13 protein-coding genes, 1 tRNA gene and 1 pseudogene are annotated in these 16,362 nt (G+C 55.0%); 10 read left to right on the top strand and 5 right to left on the bottom strand.

What is annotated here, in order from left to right; all coding sequences use genetic code 11:
- Nucleotides 1-187: 187 nt before the first annotated feature.
- Complete coding sequence (gene leuD / locus NIG5292_RS05315; protein WP_048598463.1) at nt 188-793, bottom strand: 3-isopropylmalate dehydratase small subunit; 606 nt, start codon at nt 791-793, stop codon at nt 188-190.
- 75 nt (nt 794-868) lie between these two features.
- Entirely contained in the window at nt 869-2,275 is a 1,407-nt protein-coding gene (gene leuC / locus NIG5292_RS05320; protein ID WP_048598464.1) for a 3-isopropylmalate dehydratase large subunit, read from the bottom strand.
- 236 nt (nt 2,276-2,511) lie between these two features.
- Between leuC and NIG5292_RS05325 the strand changes: the two are divergent.
- The 3 genes and pseudogenes from NIG5292_RS05325 (at nt 2,512) to rlmH (ending at nt 4,976) form a co-directional block, all read left to right on the top strand.
- A pseudogene (locus NIG5292_RS05325) lies at nt 2,512-3,917 on the top strand (mechanosensitive ion channel family protein).
- Between the two features lie 174 nt (nt 3,918-4,091).
- Complete coding sequence (gene rsfS, locus NIG5292_RS05330) at nt 4,092-4,496, top strand: ribosome silencing factor (protein WP_048598465.1); 405 nt, start codon at nt 4,092-4,094, stop codon at nt 4,494-4,496.
- A 9-nt stretch (nt 4,497-4,505) separates the two neighbouring features.
- A complete protein-coding gene (rlmH, locus tag NIG5292_RS05335; RefSeq protein WP_048598466.1) occupies nt 4,506-4,976 on the top strand; it encodes a 23S rRNA (pseudouridine(1915)-N(3))-methyltransferase RlmH in 471 nt (156 codons plus the stop codon).
- Between the two features lie 62 nt (nt 4,977-5,038).
- On the opposite strand, the gene NIG5292_RS05340 is transcribed toward rlmH, so the two are convergent.
- Nucleotides 5,039-6,028, bottom strand: coding sequence for an asparaginase (locus NIG5292_RS05340; RefSeq protein ID WP_370726483.1), 990 nt, complete (start codon nt 6,026-6,028; stop codon nt 5,039-5,041).
- Nucleotides 6,029-6,205: 177 nt separating this feature from the next.
- Between NIG5292_RS05340 and NIG5292_RS05345 the strand changes: the two genes are divergently transcribed.
- Nucleotides 6,206-6,727 carry an invasion associated locus B family protein gene (locus NIG5292_RS05345; RefSeq protein WP_048598782.1) on the top strand — a complete coding sequence of 174 codons (522 nt, stop codon included), beginning with the start codon at nt 6,206-6,208 and terminating at the stop codon, nt 6,725-6,727.
- A 119-nt stretch (nt 6,728-6,846) separates the two neighbouring features.
- Nucleotides 6,847-8,031, top strand: a complete 1,185-nt coding sequence (gene rlmN / locus NIG5292_RS05350; protein WP_048598468.1) for a dual-specificity RNA methyltransferase RlmN — start codon at nt 6,847-6,849, stop codon at nt 8,029-8,031.
- A 1-nt stretch (nt 8,032) separates the two neighbouring features.
- On the opposite strand, the gene NIG5292_RS05355 is transcribed toward rlmN, so the two are convergent.
- Both NIG5292_RS05355 and NIG5292_RS05360 read right to left on the bottom strand, forming a co-directional pair.
- Entirely contained in the window at nt 8,033-11,236 is a 3,204-nt protein-coding gene (locus tag NIG5292_RS05355) for a 2Fe-2S iron-sulfur cluster-binding protein (RefSeq protein WP_048598469.1), read from the bottom strand.
- 127 nt (nt 11,237-11,363) lie between these two features.
- Nucleotides 11,364-11,439, bottom strand: a tRNA-Lys gene (locus tag NIG5292_RS05360).
- A 97-nt stretch (nt 11,440-11,536) separates the two neighbouring features.
- Between NIG5292_RS05360 and dapF the strand changes: the two genes are divergently transcribed.
- From dapF to NIG5292_RS05385, 5 genes are all read left to right on the top strand, one after another.
- A complete protein-coding gene (gene dapF / locus NIG5292_RS05365) occupies nt 11,537-12,358 on the top strand; it encodes a diaminopimelate epimerase (RefSeq protein ID WP_048598783.1) in 822 nt (273 codons plus the stop codon).
- The gene (gene mtaB, locus NIG5292_RS05370) at nt 12,355-13,608 is read left to right on the top strand and encodes a tRNA (N(6)-L-threonylcarbamoyladenosine(37)-C(2))-methylthiotransferase MtaB (RefSeq protein WP_048598470.1); all 1,254 of its coding nucleotides are present in this window, start codon (nt 12,355-12,357) and stop codon (nt 13,606-13,608) included. The genes dapF and mtaB overlap by 4 nt, the downstream gene beginning before the upstream one ends.
- Nucleotides 13,605-14,234: a glutathione S-transferase gene (locus tag NIG5292_RS05375; RefSeq protein ID WP_048598471.1), complete on the top strand. Its 630-nt coding sequence runs from the start codon at nt 13,605-13,607 to the stop codon at nt 14,232-14,234. Before mtaB ends, NIG5292_RS05375 begins: the two co-directional genes overlap by 4 nt.
- 197 nt (nt 14,235-14,431) lie before the next feature.
- Nucleotides 14,432-14,995 (top strand): ubiquinol-cytochrome c reductase iron-sulfur subunit, encoded by a 564-nt coding sequence (gene petA / locus NIG5292_RS05380; RefSeq protein WP_048598472.1) that lies wholly within the window; start codon nt 14,432-14,434, stop codon nt 14,993-14,995.
- Nucleotides 14,996-15,007: 12 nt separating this feature from the next.
- Nucleotides 15,008-16,351 carry a cytochrome b gene (locus NIG5292_RS05385; RefSeq protein WP_048598473.1) on the top strand — a complete coding sequence of 448 codons (1,344 nt, stop codon included), beginning with the start codon at nt 15,008-15,010 and terminating at the stop codon, nt 16,349-16,351.
- Nucleotides 16,352-16,362 lie beyond the last annotated feature (11 nt).

Below are 16,362 nucleotides of genomic sequence, written 5' to 3' on the forward strand. Positions count from 1 at the left end.
TTTGGAAATCCGTAAAAACAAGGCACAAGATGTTGCGAGAGGCAAAAAAGGAGGCACAAGTCCGTTAAGCCAAGATGAACAGCAACGGTCAGCTATTTACGCAAACTTGCCCAAACCCGCGGCCCAAAACGAAAAACGCCCACCCAGAAACCACTGGATGGGCGCATAATCTGAAAGCCTAAGGGCGTTAGACCCAAGGACGGCTTTTGGACAGCTCGGCCTCGAATGTGTCGATGGAGGCGGCCTTTTCCATGGTCAGGCCAATGTCATCAAGACCGTTCATCAGGCAGTGCTTTTTGAACGCATCAACTTCGAAAGAGAACGCTTCGCCGTCGGACGACGTGACGGTTTGCGCTTCGAGATCGATGATCATGCGCGCGTTCGAGCCTTTCTCCGCGTCTTTCATCAACACATCAACCGCCTCTTGGGGCAGCACGATTGGCAGGATGCCGTTCTTGAAGCAGTTGTTGAAGAAGATGTCTGCAAAGCTGGTTGAGATAACAGACTTCACACCGAAGTCTTTCAGCGCCCACGGCGCGTGCTCGCGCGAAGAGCCGCAGCCAAAGTTATCGCCAGCGACCAAAATCTCGGCGTTCCGGTAGGCATCTTGGTTCAGAACGAACGTCGGGATTTCCGCGCCACCGTCATCATAACGCATCTCGTCGAACAGGTTCACACCAAGGCCCGAACGTTTGATAGTTTTCAAAAATTGCTTCGGGATGATCATATCAGTGTCGATATTGATCAAAGGAAGCGGCGCGGCGATCCCTGTAAGGGTTTCGAATTTATCCATAATGGTCTCCTTCGTGAGACAGAAATTTATGTGGCACGCTGCTGCGCATTTTGCGGCGAGCAGCGGGCGAAAGACTTAGCTAAAATCCCGAACGTCAGTCAGCTTGCCGGTTACAGCAGCCGCCGCCGCCATGGCAGGTGACATCAAGTGCGTACGACCACCGCGACCCTGACGGCCTTCGAAGTTACGGTTGGACGTTGCCGCACAGCGCTCGCCGGGGGCGAGTTGGTCGGGGTTCATCGCAAGGCACATAGAACAGCCCGCAAGGCGCCATTCGAAACCGGCTTCTTTGAAGATGTCCGCAAGGCCTTCTTCTTCGGCTTGTGCACGCACAAGGCCGGAACCGGGCACGACCATTGCGCGCATACCGTCTTTGATCTTTTTGCCTTTGAGGATTTCCGCCGCTGCGCGTAAATCTTCGATACGGCCGTTGGTGCATGACCCGATGAAGACTGTGTCAATCTCAACGTCAGTCAGCGGTGTTCCTGAGGTCAGGCCCATGTAATCAAGCGAGCGTTGCGCTGCATCAACTTTGCCGCCTTGGAAATCAGCCGCCGCTGGAACATCTGCGGTGATTGGCAGCACGTCTTCGGGGGATGTGCCCCATGTGACAACCGGTGCGATGTCTTCTGCTGCGATGGTCACAACCATGTCCCAATGCGCGTCATCGTCGGAATAAAGCGTTTTCCACCACGCAACCGCGGCATCCCAGTCAGCGCCTGTTGGGGCGTTGGGGCGACCTTTGCAGTACTCGAATGTTTTCTCATCAGGGGCTATGATACCCGCACGCGCACCGCCTTCGATGGCCATGTTGCAAACCGTCATGCGGCCTTCCATAGACAGATCGCGGATCGCTTCGCCGCAATACTCAATCACGTAGCCAGTGCCACCTGCCGTACCGGTTTTGCCGATGACAGTCAGGGTGATGTCTTTTGCAGTTACGCCCGGGCGCAGTTTGCCTGTGATCTCAACCTTAAGGTTCTTTGACTTTTTCTGGATCAACGTTTGTGTCGCCAGAACGTGCTCAACCTCGGATGTACCGATGCCGTGGGCCAGCGCACCAAATGCGCCGTGGGTGGCCGTGTGGCTGTCGCCGCACACAACAGTCATACCCGGCAGGGTCCAGCCTTGCTCGGGGCCGACAATATGCACGATACCTTGGCGCACGTCAGACACGGGATAGTAGTGGATGCCGAATTCTTTGGCGTTGCTGTCCAACGCGGCCACTTGAATGGCGCTGTCTTCGGTCATGTTTTTGGGATCATCGCGGCCCGGCGTTGTTGGCACGTTGTGATCCGGAACAGCGATTGTCTTTTCCGGTGCGCGCACAGTGCGGCCGGTCATGCGCAGACCTTCGAACGCTTGGGGTGACGTTACTTCGTGCACCAAGTGGCGATCGATGTACAAAAGGCACGTGCCGTCTTCGGCTTCATGGGCCACGTGGGCATCCCAGATTTTATCGTAAAGTGTTTTGGGGGACATGTTGGTCCTCTCCCGTAATAAATGTGTAAAGAATAGAAGGTGGATAGAAAATTGAGGGCTGGCGCCTAGTGTAGTCGCGCAAGCACAGTCATGGATGCGCCGTAAAAGCGTTCGCGCAGGCGGGCTCGATCTTCCATGATGTATCGTTGTTCCATAGCGATCAGATACAGAGAATCGGCCCTTCTCGCAAGAAGTTAGGCTTGAGATATCTGTATGCGTGGCGCAAACTCACCCCCATGGCAGGACATATTGGTGAGACACGGAGCGATTGGGGTCCAGGCCCCGAGACGGCAACTGCCGCCTCTGACCCGTTTCAACCCGCAACGATCGAAGTCATAACAGACACCGCGACGGGCATTTTGCGCCAAGCCGAAATTTTCGCCCAAGGGCTGCTGCGCCCCTCAAGTCTTGTGCAGATCGCAGTTGTTGTTGTTCTGCTGATTATTGCCGAAGTATTGCGGCGGCTGATTAAGCCCCGAATGCAGGCGTGGGTGCGCGGCAAGCAGGGTATTCCCAATTGGCAATTAAGGTGTTTTTGGTGATCCAGAACCGTCTGCGCGGCATCATGTTTGTGCCCCTTGCCTACGGCGCTGTGGCGATCATGCAGGATCTCTACCGCTTTCCATCAAAATATTACCTGTTGGTTATTGTTGCCAACCTTGCCACGGCTTGGCTGATCGTGGCGTTTGCCACACGGCTTATTAACAACAACCTCTTGCGGCGCGTGGTGAATTGGGCGGCTTGGACGTGGATCACTTTGCGCATCGTCGGGCTGGATAGCGAGATCCAACAGATGCTGGAAAGCGCGCGCATTGGCCTTGGCGAAAGCACCATCAGCGTCTGGCAGATTTTGCAGGGTCTGACCCTGTTGGCGCTGCTTTTTGTTGGCGCGCGCTTTCTAACCCGAACGACCACAACGCGGGTAAACAGCAACGAGGAAATGTCGCCCTCAATGCGGGTGTTGGTGGTAAAGGCCACGCAGGTTGCCCTGTACGGTGCGGCGTTTTTCATTGGGATGCGGGCAGTTGGAATTGATCTGACCGGGCTCGCAGTGCTATCTGGTGCCATTGGTGTGGGGCCTGGCTTTGGGCTTCAAAGAGTAGTCTCGAACCTTGTGTCCGGCGTGATCATCTTGCTGGATAAGTCCATCAAACCATGCGATGTGATTAGCCTTGGCGACACATTTGGCTGGATCAACAGCCTTGGCGCGCGGTACGTCAGCGTCATGACACGCAACGGCAAGGAATACCTCATCCCGAATGAGGATCTGATCACCGGCCAAGTGGTGAACTGGTCTTACTCAAATGATTATGTGCGTCTCGATATTTATTTTGGCACCGCCTATCACGATGACCCTCACAACGTCCGCACCCTTGCGATTGAAGCTGCCAAGAGCGTGGACCGCGTCCTTAGCAGCCCGCGTGCACCGGTCTGTCATATTGTTGGTTTTGGGGATTCGTCCGTTGATTATATCCTGCGGTTTTGGATCTAAGACCCCACAGGCGGGCTGACAAACGTGCGCAGACAAGTCTTTTTGGCCCTGTGGGACACCTTCAAAGCCAATGATATCTCTATTCCGTTCCCGCAAAGGGAGGTAAAGATGATAGAAGGGTCACAGTTAAGCACCAATGCGCTTGACTAGGCGACAGACCGTCACGTTTGTGTTTACATCCTGATTATTGAGATTTAGCAGGCCCGATGCTACTCTGATAGCAGGCCCAGCGTCGGGGCTTTGGCGACGCGTATAAAGGAGGACAATGTTCTGTCTCTTTCTACAGATGCGGCCCATACGGGTGCCGCAGGTGCAGGTGCCCCGATGAGCACTAAACCCGATACCGCCAAAAGCGATGCGCTGCTGGTGACTATCCTTAAATCCCTCGATGACATGAAGGCCGAAGACGTTGTGCAAATTGATCTGCGCGGCATGTCTGAGATGGGTGATTACATGATCATCTGCTCGGGGCGTTCAAGCCGTCAGGTTGCTGCGATCGCGCAGAACCTTGTGACCGACGTAAAAGCTGCTCACCGTCGCAACGCCAAGCTGGAAGGCAAAAGCGCAGGCGATTGGGTGTTGGTCGACACTGGTGACATCATTGTGCATGTGTTCCGCCCCGAAGTGCGCGAGTTCTACCAGCTTGAAAAGATGTGGCTTAGCCCAGAAGAACAAGCAGAACGCGGCATGCCAACAGGTCCGTCCACACACGATCCATCCGCCGAATAGCACCGCCCGATGACGCGCGTGCATCTATGCGTTGTGGGCCGGCTGCGTGCTGGCCCTGAACGCGACATGATCCAAGACTATGTTGACCGCTTTGACAAAACAGGGCGCAACATGGGGCTTGGACCGATCACCATCACCGAAGTCGATGCAAAAGGTGCCGGTCAACAGGCCGAGCATGAGTTGCTGTCGCGTGCGTTGCCCAAAGGGGCCATGTGCTGTGTTCTGGATGAGCGCGGCAAAGTGATGAGCTCGCCCCAGTTTGCCGAAAAGCTATCGGGCTGGCGCGATCAAGGAGCGCAAGACATTGCCTTTATCATCGGCGGTGCCGATGGGTTGCTGCCCGAAATGCACGCAAGTGCTGAAACAAAGCTTAGCTTTGGCGCGATGGTTTGGCCCCATATGCTGGCACGGGTGATGCTGTGCGAACAACTTTACCGCGCCGCATCAATTTTGGCAGGCAGCCCCTATCACCGCGTCTGACATGGCGAGGCTTTCGCGCATCGGTCAGTTTGCCAGTCATTGATGAATTTTCAGCGCCACTATTAAATGGGGAACCCGTCAACTGTGCGCAACTCACCTGTTTTGGTGCCACGCCAGTTCGTAATGTCACCCCCGATACGGCGCAGCGCAGCAGGATGTGCGGGATCAAGGTGACCAAGGTGGATAAGTAAGGTCGCTATCATCGCCTCTGCGGCGCGGGTTGTGCCACAGGTTGCTTTCACTGCAATGCCCATCTTGGCCTCGGGGATAATGGCAATAAACACGCCTTCTGCACCCGTTTTAATCATTACTTTGCCGCCCATGGCGCGCATCAATTCAGTACAGGCGCGCCCCTTACCCGCGATTAATTCGGGATGCAGAGCCATCGCCTCGCGCAGCGAGACTATAGCGCGACCACGGCTATTGCCTTCGGTCGCAGATGCAAATGTCGCCATGCCGCGCGCAAGACCGTGCATCGTGGTGGCAAAGTTAGGCGCAGAGCACCCATCGATCCCAAAAGTAGGGGAGGCAACTTCCGTCACTTCTTCAAACGCACCTTTGCAAGCCTGCTGCACAGGATGATCAAGCAACTCGTAATCCGCATCCCCGCGCAGATGTTTATTCAACAGCAAGAACCCCGCGTGTTTACCAGAGCAATTGTTGTGCACTTGGCACGGGCTTGCATCTGTTTTGATCAGGCGCGCGGCCTCTGGTTTGTCGGCGGGGTGTTGTTGGCCGCAACGCAAATCTTCATCGCCCAAATCCATTTCGGACAGCCATGCCTGAACACGCTCCACATGGATGGCCGCACCATTGTGGCTGGCACATAAAAGTGCGCGTTGTTCAGTGGTCAGATGATCCGCTGCACCGCTTTCCAAAAGCGGAAGTGCTTGGATCATTTTGCATGAAGAACGCGGGAATATCACCGCATCCGGATCGCCCCATGCCTGCACGATATCGCCTTTTTCGTCGCAAACCACCGCATGCCCCGTGTGCAGGCTTTCGAGCAAATCGTTGCGCCAAAGCGCGATCATGGGGTGAGGAGCCATCAGTTAAGACCTTTTTGGGGCGGTTTTCCGCGTAAATGCTGGGCGCAAGGGGTTTTCCCATTGGCTGGTTTCAGGCTAATGTTGCACCATCGAGTTGAAAACCCGCCAATTGCGATGACCCAAGAAAAATCTGGGCCGCAGCGGTGGATCCACAGGCAGAACAGCTTGGAGGCTGTGAACATGATTTCGAAATTGACGACTGCATGCGCGGTACTGGCCCTTTCGGTTACAGCGAGTTTTGCGCAGGAATCGAGTAACCAAGTGGCGGCCAAAACGGACTGGAGCGTCTTTGTTGAAAGCAACCCGACTGAATGTTGGGCAGTCTCGGCCCCTAAAGAAACAGTAAACACCAAAGATGGCCGCGTCGTTGCGGTGCGCCGCGGTGACATCTTGTTGTTCACATTCTTCCGCCCCGGCGCGTCTGTAAAAAACCAGCTGACCTTCACGGGCGGTTATCCTTTCGCAAACGGATCGACTGTTTCCATGGAGATCGGTTCTGCTTCATTTGATCTGTTCACTGACGGCGAGTGGGCGTGGCCCGCAACACCCGAGGATGACGCTAAGATCGTGACAGCCATGAAGCGCGGCGCAACTGCAACGCTTACGGCCCGCTCATCACGCGGCACGATCACCAAAGACACCTTCAGCCTGTCTGGCTACACCGCCGCAGTTGATGACGCCGCAAAGCGCTGCGCAGGCTGATCCCATAATCGCCCATGTGGGCTTTGAAACAAAGGACTGGTGCGCGCACTGGTCCTTTTGCGTTTTGACAGGCAGTGACGTATGAGATGCGTCATATTCCAATTCGGAGATTCCCCAGCATGGCCAATGCACCCGTTACGCAAGATGTATTGACGATCCCGCGCAAGCAAGTGGACGGGCCGGTTAACCTGATCGGACTGACACGCCCTGCGTTGCGCGAAGCGCTAATCGCAGCGGGTGCGCCCGAGAAGCAGGCCAAAATGCGAGCAGGCCAGATTTGGCAGTGGCTCTATCAATGGGGGGTGCGCGACTTTGATGCGATGACAAACCTGTCCAAAGCATACCGTGCCGAACTTGCAGAGAATTTCATAATTGAGATCCCCGAAGTTGTATCAAAACAAGTAAGCAGCGACGGCACCCGCAAGTGGTTGGTACGTATCGCAGGCGGCCACGAAGTTGAGGTAGTTTATATCCCCGAAACCGATCGCGGCACCTTGTGCATCAGCTCGCAGGTTGGCTGCACGCTGACGTGTTCATTCTGTCACACGGGTACGCAAAAGCTTGTCCGCAACCTGACCGCTGGCGAAATTATCGGCCAAGTTATGATGGCGCGGGACGATCTGGAAGAATGGCCAACACCGGGTGAAAAGCACGTTGAAGGGCGATTGCTGTCGAACATCGTGCTGATGGGCATGGGTGAGCCGCTTTATAACTTTGAGAACGTCCGCGACGCGATGAAGATTGCGATGGACCCAGAGGGCATCCAGCTGTCACGCCGCCGCATCACTTTGTCGACCAGCGGCGTGGTCCCAGAGATTGCCCGCACCGCCCAAGAAATCGGCTGTCAGCTGGCGGTGTCTTTCCACGCCACCACAGACCCCATCCGTGATACCCTTGTACCGATCAACAAGCGGTGGAACATCGAAGCGCTTTTGGATGCGTTGCGCGCCTATCCAAAGGCAAGCAACTCTGAGCGGATTACGTTTGAATATGTGATGCTCAAGGGTGTGAACGACAGTGACGAAGATGCGCATCGCTTGGTAAAATTGATCGGGGGCATCCCCGCCAAGATCAACTTGATCCCGTTCAACGAATGGCCAGGCGCACCTTATGAACGCTCGTCGAACAACCGCATTCGTGCGTTCGCAGATATTGTTTACAACGCAGGCTACTCAAGCCCAGTGCGCAAACCGCGGGGCGAAGACATCATGGCAGCATGTGGTCAGCTAAAGTCCGCAACCGAGCGCGAGCGTAAATCACGCAAGCAAATTGAGGCCGAAGCGGGCATGGCCGCGCAGGATTGATCTAAAGGTCAATCTCTAGCACCCCATCTTTTTCAGCAGCGCGCGACTGGCACAAAATAATTGTGTCTGCGCGCTGTGCTTTTGACAGCACAAAATCACGGTGCTCAACATGACCGCTTTTCACACCGCATTTACACACGCCACAAATCCCATCCAAGCATTTCACATCCACACGGATACCGTTTTCATTAAGAACATCCGCCGCCGTTTTATCTTTGGGCACCGCAAGCGTGCGGCCGTCATTTAGCTTAATGGCAAACGGCTCATTCACGTAATCAGGCTGCTCTGGCACACTGAAATACTCCAAATGTCGCGCTTCTTCCGGAAAGCCCAGCGCCGCAGCAGATTGAATGACAGACTTCATGTAAGCCTCACTGCCGCAGGTATAGATGTGCATACCTCGTTCATAGGCGGGGATGCTTTCATCCAGATTAACCCGCGTACCTTCGTCAGTGATGTGTAGTTGTACATGGCTGGCCCATGGCACATTTACCAGATCATCCAGATACGCCATCGAAGCGCGCGTGCGGCCAGAATAGTGCAACGCAAACGGGCGGCCTTCGGCGTGTAATTCATGGGCCATTGCGATCATCGGCGTGATGCCAATCCCGCCACCAAACAAAAGCGTGGTATGTTCTGTCTGCTCAAGGGCAAAGTGGTTGATGGGGGGCGATACAAAGACCCTTCGGCCTTCCTCAAAAATGCGGTGCATCAACTTAGATCCCCCGCGGCCATCATCCTCGCGCAGCACACCAATTTGATAGGTGCTCCTGTCAGCGGGATTACCAGACATGGAATACTGGCGAAGATATTCTGGGGATACCAACACGTCCAAATGCGCACCCGCCTGCCACGCAGGAAGGGGCGAGCCGTCTGCGGCAGTGAATTCATATTTCGCAATATCGGCCGTCATCTTTTCGACTTTTGAGATGCGCATCTCAATCACAGGGCTGTCCCCATCGGCGGTGTAGGTGTGCGCAACCTCGGCCACTTCGCCGCCCGCCAGCTTGGCCTTATAGGCGTCTGCGGTGATCATATCGCGGTAGGCTTTAATCCCGGCTTCTCGGTCCATCTCAAAAGGATACGGATAGGGGTGCGGCGCAAGGTTGGCCGGATAAACCGCAAGGGTTTGGTCTTCGTATTTCAGATCAAGATCCTTTTGCAGATCGCGCGCATTGACAGGTTTATCTGTCGGGCGGTAGCCGCCGTCCTCAGTAATTTCGAGATCCCACCACCACTTTTTGACGCTGTTCAAACCGCCATTACCAACCGCATCATCAAGCTTTGCTAGTAACGGTGCTGCTTTTGGCACATTCATCGCAGCCCACCGAAAGGGCTTTTCCTTGAAGACCCCCTCAAGGTTCCACGGGCAAGTTTTCATACAGCGACCACACATCGCGCCACCCGGTGTTGTAACGCGGTATGTTGTGCATTTCTGGCTATCAGATTTCCAAATCTCATAGCCGTTGAACATCAGTTTTGGTCCCGCGGTGATCGCCCCGCTTGGACACTCGCGCGCACATTTGTTGCACGCGTTACAAAAGTTCTGCAGCCCGAAATCAATCGGCTTGTCGTGACTAAGCGGCAGGTCCGTGGTCACCACACCAGATTTCAGCCGCGGCCCCAAAAAGGGGTTAAGGATGACTTCACCAATGCGGCTGACCTCGCCCAACCCTGCCAAAAGCAACAGCGGCGGCTGCAATACCTCACCGTCCATCACCGTGTGGGCCTTGGCGGAATACCCAAGATTACGGATTTGTTTGGCCAACACACCGCCCAGCAAAGAGAACCGCAAATATGCGCGCATGGATTGCGCGACCGCAATCCAATCATCCCCCGACGACCCCTCCATCGACGGATAGCCCTGATCAACAATCGTCGAAATTGCCTGATCGTGGGTAGGCGTGATCGGTGCACCCGTTGCATCGTGCGAATACCACGTCCAATCAGGGCAGCGCGAAATGCCAACAGCGTCGACGCCCAAAAAGTAGCTGGTGGCTTTTACCAAATTGGCGGCCTCAGTCGGGCTTAGCTGCGCTTTTTCAGCCGCTGGCACACCGTCTTGCAACAGAACAAACGCCCCAAGCGCACGGCGCTGCGCCGACGACGGAGCCGATTTTCGCACATACAAGCCACCCGTAGAGGCCTTTTGCAGCGGCTTACCCATATCGCCGAACTGCGCACGCGCAAACATATCTGTGCGCTTTGGAACGCGTGCCACCCGCGCTTCGTCAATGTAAGTTGTAGGATCATCTACACGCTTCAGTGTCTCGAACGGATGTGCCCCATCTACAAAGCGCCGCTTGGCAAAAGGCGCCGCGTTCAACGCATTTTTCGCTGATTTTGTGCCAAGCTTCCAACGGATGCCAAACGCACTTTTGGGTTGCTCGGCCAAAGGGACAAGCGGGCGATCAACCGCAAGATCAAGCGAGGTTGTCACAACAGCCAGACCAAATCGCGTGCCAACGTAAGGATGTGTCAGCGCACCATTTTCGACAGTTGTCAGGCCCGCGCTGACCGAAAGACGGCCAAGGTCCACATCACTTGTGCTGGCCGTATGCGCGCGCGCCGACTGCCCCAAAACGCGTAAGTAATTGGCAATGACAGTCGCAGACTCAGCCGCCAGCAAAGCCGCGCGGTGGGCATAGGCGCCCTCGATCCATTCTGTGCCAATTTCATCCGGCAAAATATCCCGCGGATTTTCGTACAAAAAGACAATGGCGTGGGTGTGATCATCGATTGAGGTTACAGGCGCTTGGACCGAGTCTTTCAGATCGGCCATGATCATATCAATGCCCGATGCCAGCGATTTGGTTTGCCGCGTTTGCAGGTCATGGGCCAAGCGGTCGATGTCAGGGTTGCGGAACGGCGCCACAAGGCGGTCCGTATCCGTGATGCGGCAAATACCGACAGCGGCTGCATCGTTGAAAAAGCCAAAAGCCTTAAGGTGATCCGCACGCTCTTGAATATCCGATGGGATATCGCTTTGCCCGCGGTTGATCAGCCCGTCCCGGATGGCATCTAGCATTGCTTGATGTTCGCGCATGGCATTGATGACAGAATGCGGCTTATCAGACGTGAACGTCAGTTGGGTTTGCTTTGGAACACCACGCAACATCGGCTGCTCGCCCCGCGCCAAAAGCTCTGAAGGGTATGGCCCCATATGAATGGGACGCGTTTTGTCAGAGAAGAAGCGAACGGTCATAAAGCTGTGATCCAAAGGTTGTTTGAAACAGTGGTAGCAGCATTATGTGAAGAAGTGGAATGCCTTGCGGCGGTGTCCGGTGCCTCGCGTGTTCACGCATCACTCTCATGGTAGAAAAGAGAGAAAATGGTGAGCCCTACAGGGTTCGAACCTGTGACCTACTGATTAAAAGTCAGCCGCTCTACCAGCTGAGCTAAGGGCCCACACAAGGCGCTTATCTAGAAAGACACTCCGATGGGGTCAACCCCGTTTTTTCAGAATCTCTTTCCCTTTTATTATGAAATCCCTATATCCGCTCAAATGACCAAAAATACTGATCATATGCCCGTCAATTTTATGAAAATGCACGGTGCCGGAAACGATTTTGTCGTAATCGACAGTCGTAATGGTGGTCCTGTGGTGTCTGCAAAGCTGGTTGCGGCCATCGCTGACAGGAATCGCGGCGTGGGATTCGACCAACTGGCCGTCATCGAGGACGGGCTGCGTCTGACATTTTACAACTCGGACGGATCTACATCGGGGGCGTGTGGAAATGCTACCCGCTGCATCGCTGCGCGCGAAATGGCAATGACGGGGGTGACAGAGCTTGCGCTTCAAACGGACCGCGGCGCACTTCGGGCGGTGATGGTTGACGGTGAAACATGGATCAACATGGGCCAGCCGCAACTTGAATGGCACGACGTGCCGCTTGCCGAGCCACTCGATACCTTGTCGCTTCCGATTGATGGCAGCCCTGCGGCAACTGGCATGGGCAACCCGCATTGCACTTTCTTTGTGGATGATGCCGAGGCAATTGATCTGGCTTCTTTCGGTCACAAGCACGAGCACAATCCGCTTTACCCCGAACGCACCAACGTCCAAGTCGCCCATGTTGTGGGTCCTGACCATCTGCGGATGCGCGTATGGGAACGCGGCGCAGGTATCACGCTTGCCTCTGGTTCGTCTTCCTGCGCCACGGCTGTTGCTGCGCATCGCCGCGGATTGACCGGACGCAAAGTGCGAATTGATCTAGATGGTGGCACGTTAGTGATTGACTGGCGTGATGATGGCGTGTGGATGACAGGCCCGACCGCCCATGTTTTTGACGGTGTTCTGACAGCCGGTTGGTTGGCGGGCTTATGAGCGCACCTGTTTTCTCAAACCACGGATGCCGCCTGAACGCCTATGAGACCGAGGCGATGAAAGAGCTGGCCCAAGGTGCTGGCCTAAATGATGCAGTCATCATCAACACCTGTGCTGTGACCGCCGAGGCTGTGCGCAAAGCGCGCAAAGACATTCGTAAGCTGCGTCGTGAAAACCCCGACGCCAAGGTTATCGTGACCGGTTGTGCCGCACAAATTGACCCCGACAGTTTCGCCCAAATGGATGAAGTCGACGCAGTTATCGGCAACACCGAGAAAATGGACGCTGGCACATGGTCAGGGCTTGCGGCGGACTTTGTCGGTAAGGTTGAGCCCGTTCAAGTTGACGACATTATGTCTGTTACGGAAACCGCTGGTCATTTGATTGATGGTTTTGGAACACGCAGCCGCGCCTATGTGCAGGTCCAGAACGGATGCGATCACCGCTGCACATTTTGCATCATCCCTTACGGTCGCGGCAATTCACGATCCGTTGCCGCAGGCGTGGTGGTTGAGCAGATCAAGCGGCTTGTGGGGCGCGGATATAACGAGGTCGTTCTGACTGGAGTTGATCTGACCTCATGGGGTGCAGATTTACCGATGGCACCCAAACTGGGTGACTTGGTGATGCGCATTTTGAAATTGGTGCCTGACCTGCCCCGTTTACGTATTTCAAGCATCGATAGTATTGAGGTCGACGAGGCCTTGATGGAAGCCATCGCAACACAGCCGCGTCTGATGCCACATCTGCATCTTTCGCTGCAGGCGGGGGATGATCTGATCCTCAAGCGGATGAAGCGGCGGCACCTGCGTGGTGACGCGATTGCGTTCTGCCAAGAAGCGCGCAAGCTACGCCCCGATATGACTTTTGGCGCCGACATCATTGCAGGCTTTCCGACCGAGACCGAAGAGATGTTTGAGAATTCTTTGAAGCTGGTTGAGGAATGTGATTTGACGTGGCTGCACGTCTTTCCCTATTCACCACGCCCCGGCACGCCTGCTGCGCGCATGCCTGCGGTGCAAGGTGGCGCAATCAAAGACCGTGCGGCGCGGCTGCGGGCCGCTGGCGATGCGCAGGTCAACGCGCATTTGGCTCGGCAAGTGGGCCAGACCCACAACGTGCTGATGGAAAACCCACGGATGGGACGCACGGAGCAATTCACCGAAGTGCATTTTGAGACAGATCAGCCAGAAAGCCAGGTCGTGAAGGCAGTGATCGCAGGGCACACGGCAACACATCTGGTCGCATGACACCTATACTTTATTCATTCAGGCGCTGCCCCTACGCGATGCGCGCACGCTTGGCGATTACACTGTCGCAAACCCGCGTTGAGCTGCGCGAAATCATTTTACGCGATAAGCCGGCGGCAATGCTTGCTGCATCCCCCAAAGGCACAGTTCCCGTTTTGGTGATTGGCGATGAGGTGATTGAGGAAAGCCTTGATATAATGAAGTGGGCCTTGGCGGATCATCCGCTTGGTGCACTGTCAGACAAGGATGCCGAGTTAATCGCGCTCAATGACGGGCCATTCAAATCGGCCCTTGATCGCACGAAATACGCAACACGCTTTCCGGGTACCGACCCAAACGCCGAGCGCGAGAAAGGCTGCGCATTTATTGCAACGCTTGAGGCGCGCCTGTCAGGACCCTGGCTTGGCGGTGATACAGCATCGCTGGTGGATTACGCTATTCTGCCGTTCATCCGGCAATTTGCGAACACTGACGCGACATGGTTCGCCGAGCAGCCCTACCCACGCGTTCAAAAATGGCTTGGTGATTTTTTGGCGTCGCCCCTGTTTCAATCGATCATGAACAAATACGAGCGGTGGGACGAGCTAAGCCCTTCAGAGCCCGTCTATTTCCCTTCAAATCCGTAAACACATGCAAAAAACAGGTATGTTTGTGCGACATACTGGAGCAGTTTGGCGGGCAGACTTCAATGTGTGCTGGACGGATTGCAATCTGCGTTCTAAATAGCGTGTCGATAGCGGCTGCAGGATTCCCTGTGGCCTGTTCATATTTGATCGACCCATTCGGCCGATCCGCCTAACGGAAACAAGGGGAGAACACGATCGTGTCTCACGCAGAAAATACGCAAGGCACCCGCCGCGACTTCATCTACTACGCCACCGCTGGCGCAGGTGCTGTGGTTACCGGCGCTGCCGTTTGGCCATTGGTCAACCAGATGAACCCAAGTGCTGACGTTTTGGCATTGGCATCCATCCGCGTGGATGTGGCCGATGTTGAGCCTGGCACGCAAATCACAGTTCTTTGGCAAGGTAAGCCTGTGTTTATCCGCCGCCGCAACCCAGAAGAAATCGCCGAAGCACGCGCGGTTGATCTTGGTGCCCTGCCGGATGCGAACGCTGACAACGCAAACCTCGCTGCAGATGCGGATGCGTCCGATGAAAACCGTGCTCTTGATGAAAACGGCGAGTGGTTGGTCATGATGGGCGTTTGTACCCACCTTGGTTGTGTGCCTCTTGGCGACGGTGCTGGTGAGTTCAACGGCTGGTTCTGCCCATGCCACGGTTCACACTATGACACCGCAGGCCGTATCCGTAAGGGTCCAGCGCCACGCAACTTGCCTGTTCCAACGGCATCGTTTGTCGACGAAACAACAATCCAACTCGGTTAAGGGAGATACCATATGTCTGGAATTCCACACGACCACTATGAACCAAAGTCAGACGGCCAGAAATGGCTGCACAAGCGCCTTCCCGTTGTAGGCCTGCTTTATGACACGCTGATGCTTCCCACACCAAAGAACCTTAACTGGATGTGGATCTGGGGTATCGTTCTGACGTTTACTCTGGCACTTCAAATCATCACCGGCATCGTGCTGGTTATGCACTATGTACCGCACGTTGATATGGCGTTTGCCTCTGTTGAGCACATCATGCGTGACGTGAACGGCGGCCACATGATCCGCTATTTCCACATGAACGGTGCATCGCTGTTTTTTGTCGCTGTATATGCCCACATTTTCCGTGGCCTATACTATGGCTCGTACAAAGCGCCACGTGAGGTTACATGGATCATCGGCATGCTGATCTACCTGTTGATGATGGGTACAGCATTCATGGGTTACGTTCTTCCTTGGGGCCAAATGTCGTTCCACGGTACGGCGGTTATCACTGGCCTGTTCGGTGCGATCCCGTTCGTTGGTGAAAGCATCCAAACATGGTTGCTTGGTGCATCCGCTGTTGGTCAGCCTGCGCTGAACCGCTTCTTCAGCCTGCACTACCTCATGCCGTTTATCATTGCCGGTCTGGTGATCGTTCACATTTGGGCGTTCCACACAACTGGCAACAACAACCCAACTGGTGTTGAAGTACGTCGCACATCCAAAGAAGAAGCAGAGCGGGACACACTCCCCTTCTGGCCATACTTTGTGATCAAAGACTTGTTCGCACTGGCAATCGTGCTGGTTGTATTCATGGCAGTCGTTGGCTTCATGCCCAACTACCTTGGCCACCCAGACAACTACATTGAAGCGAACGCGCTGGTCACACCTGCGCACATCGTTCCCGAGTGGTACTTCTTGCCATTCTACGCAATCCTACGCGCCTTCACAGCGGAAGTATGGGTTGTGCAGTTGGCTGATTTCGTAACATTTGGCATTGTTGATGCGAAGTTCTTCGGTGTTCTGGCCATGTTTGGTGCGATCGCTGTGATGGCATTGGCACCATGGTTGGACACATCATCAGTCCGCTCTGGCCGCTACCGCCCAATGTTCAAATGGTGGTTTGGCCTTCTGGTTGTCGACTTCTTCGTGCTGATGTGGGTGGGCGCACGCCCTGCTGAATTCCCATATGATGTCATCTCGCTTATCGCGTCGACCTACTGGTTCGCTTACTTCCTCGTCATTCTGCCGTTGCTTGGCATCATCGAGAAACCGATGACACCGCCAACGACAATCGAAGACGACTTCAATGCCCACTACGGCAAAAAAGATGGCGCTGCAGATGCAGTAGCCACACCAGCCGAGTGAGAAAGGACTAC

Source organism: Nereida ignava (genome assembly GCF_001049735.1).
GTDB lineage: Bacteria > Pseudomonadota > Alphaproteobacteria > Rhodobacterales > Rhodobacteraceae > Nereida > Nereida ignava.

What these genes read in the sequence shown, in the direction of transcription:
- leuD (WP_048598463.1), bottom strand. Translation starts at nt 793, where the DNA reads ATGGATAAATTCGAAACCCTTACAGGGATCGCCGCGCCGCTTCCTTTG.
- leuC (WP_048598464.1), bottom strand. Translation starts at nt 2,275, where the DNA reads ATGTCCCCCAAAACACTTTACGATAAAATCTGGGATGCCCACGTGGCC.
- rsfS (WP_048598465.1), top strand. Translation starts at nt 4,092, where the DNA reads ATGAGCACTAAACCCGATACCGCCAAAAGCGATGCGCTGCTGGTGACT.
- rlmH (WP_048598466.1), top strand. Translation starts at nt 4,506, where the DNA reads ATGACGCGCGTGCATCTATGCGTTGTGGGCCGGCTGCGTGCTGGCCCT.
- NIG5292_RS05345 (WP_048598782.1), top strand. Translation starts at nt 6,206, where the DNA reads ATGATTTCGAAATTGACGACTGCATGCGCGGTACTGGCCCTTTCGGTT.
- rlmN (WP_048598468.1), top strand. Translation starts at nt 6,847, where the DNA reads ATGGCCAATGCACCCGTTACGCAAGATGTATTGACGATCCCGCGCAAG.
- NIG5292_RS05355 (WP_048598469.1), bottom strand. Translation starts at nt 11,236, where the DNA reads ATGACCGTTCGCTTCTTCTCTGACAAAACGCGTCCCATTCATATGGGG.
- dapF (WP_048598783.1), top strand. Translation starts at nt 11,537, where the DNA reads ATGACCAAAAATACTGATCATATGCCCGTCAATTTTATGAAAATGCAC.
- mtaB (WP_048598470.1), top strand. Translation starts at nt 12,355, where the DNA reads ATGAGCGCACCTGTTTTCTCAAACCACGGATGCCGCCTGAACGCCTAT.
- NIG5292_RS05375 (WP_048598471.1), top strand. Translation starts at nt 13,605, where the DNA reads ATGACACCTATACTTTATTCATTCAGGCGCTGCCCCTACGCGATGCGC.
- NIG5292_RS05385 (WP_048598473.1), top strand. Translation starts at nt 15,008, where the DNA reads ATGTCTGGAATTCCACACGACCACTATGAACCAAAGTCAGACGGCCAG.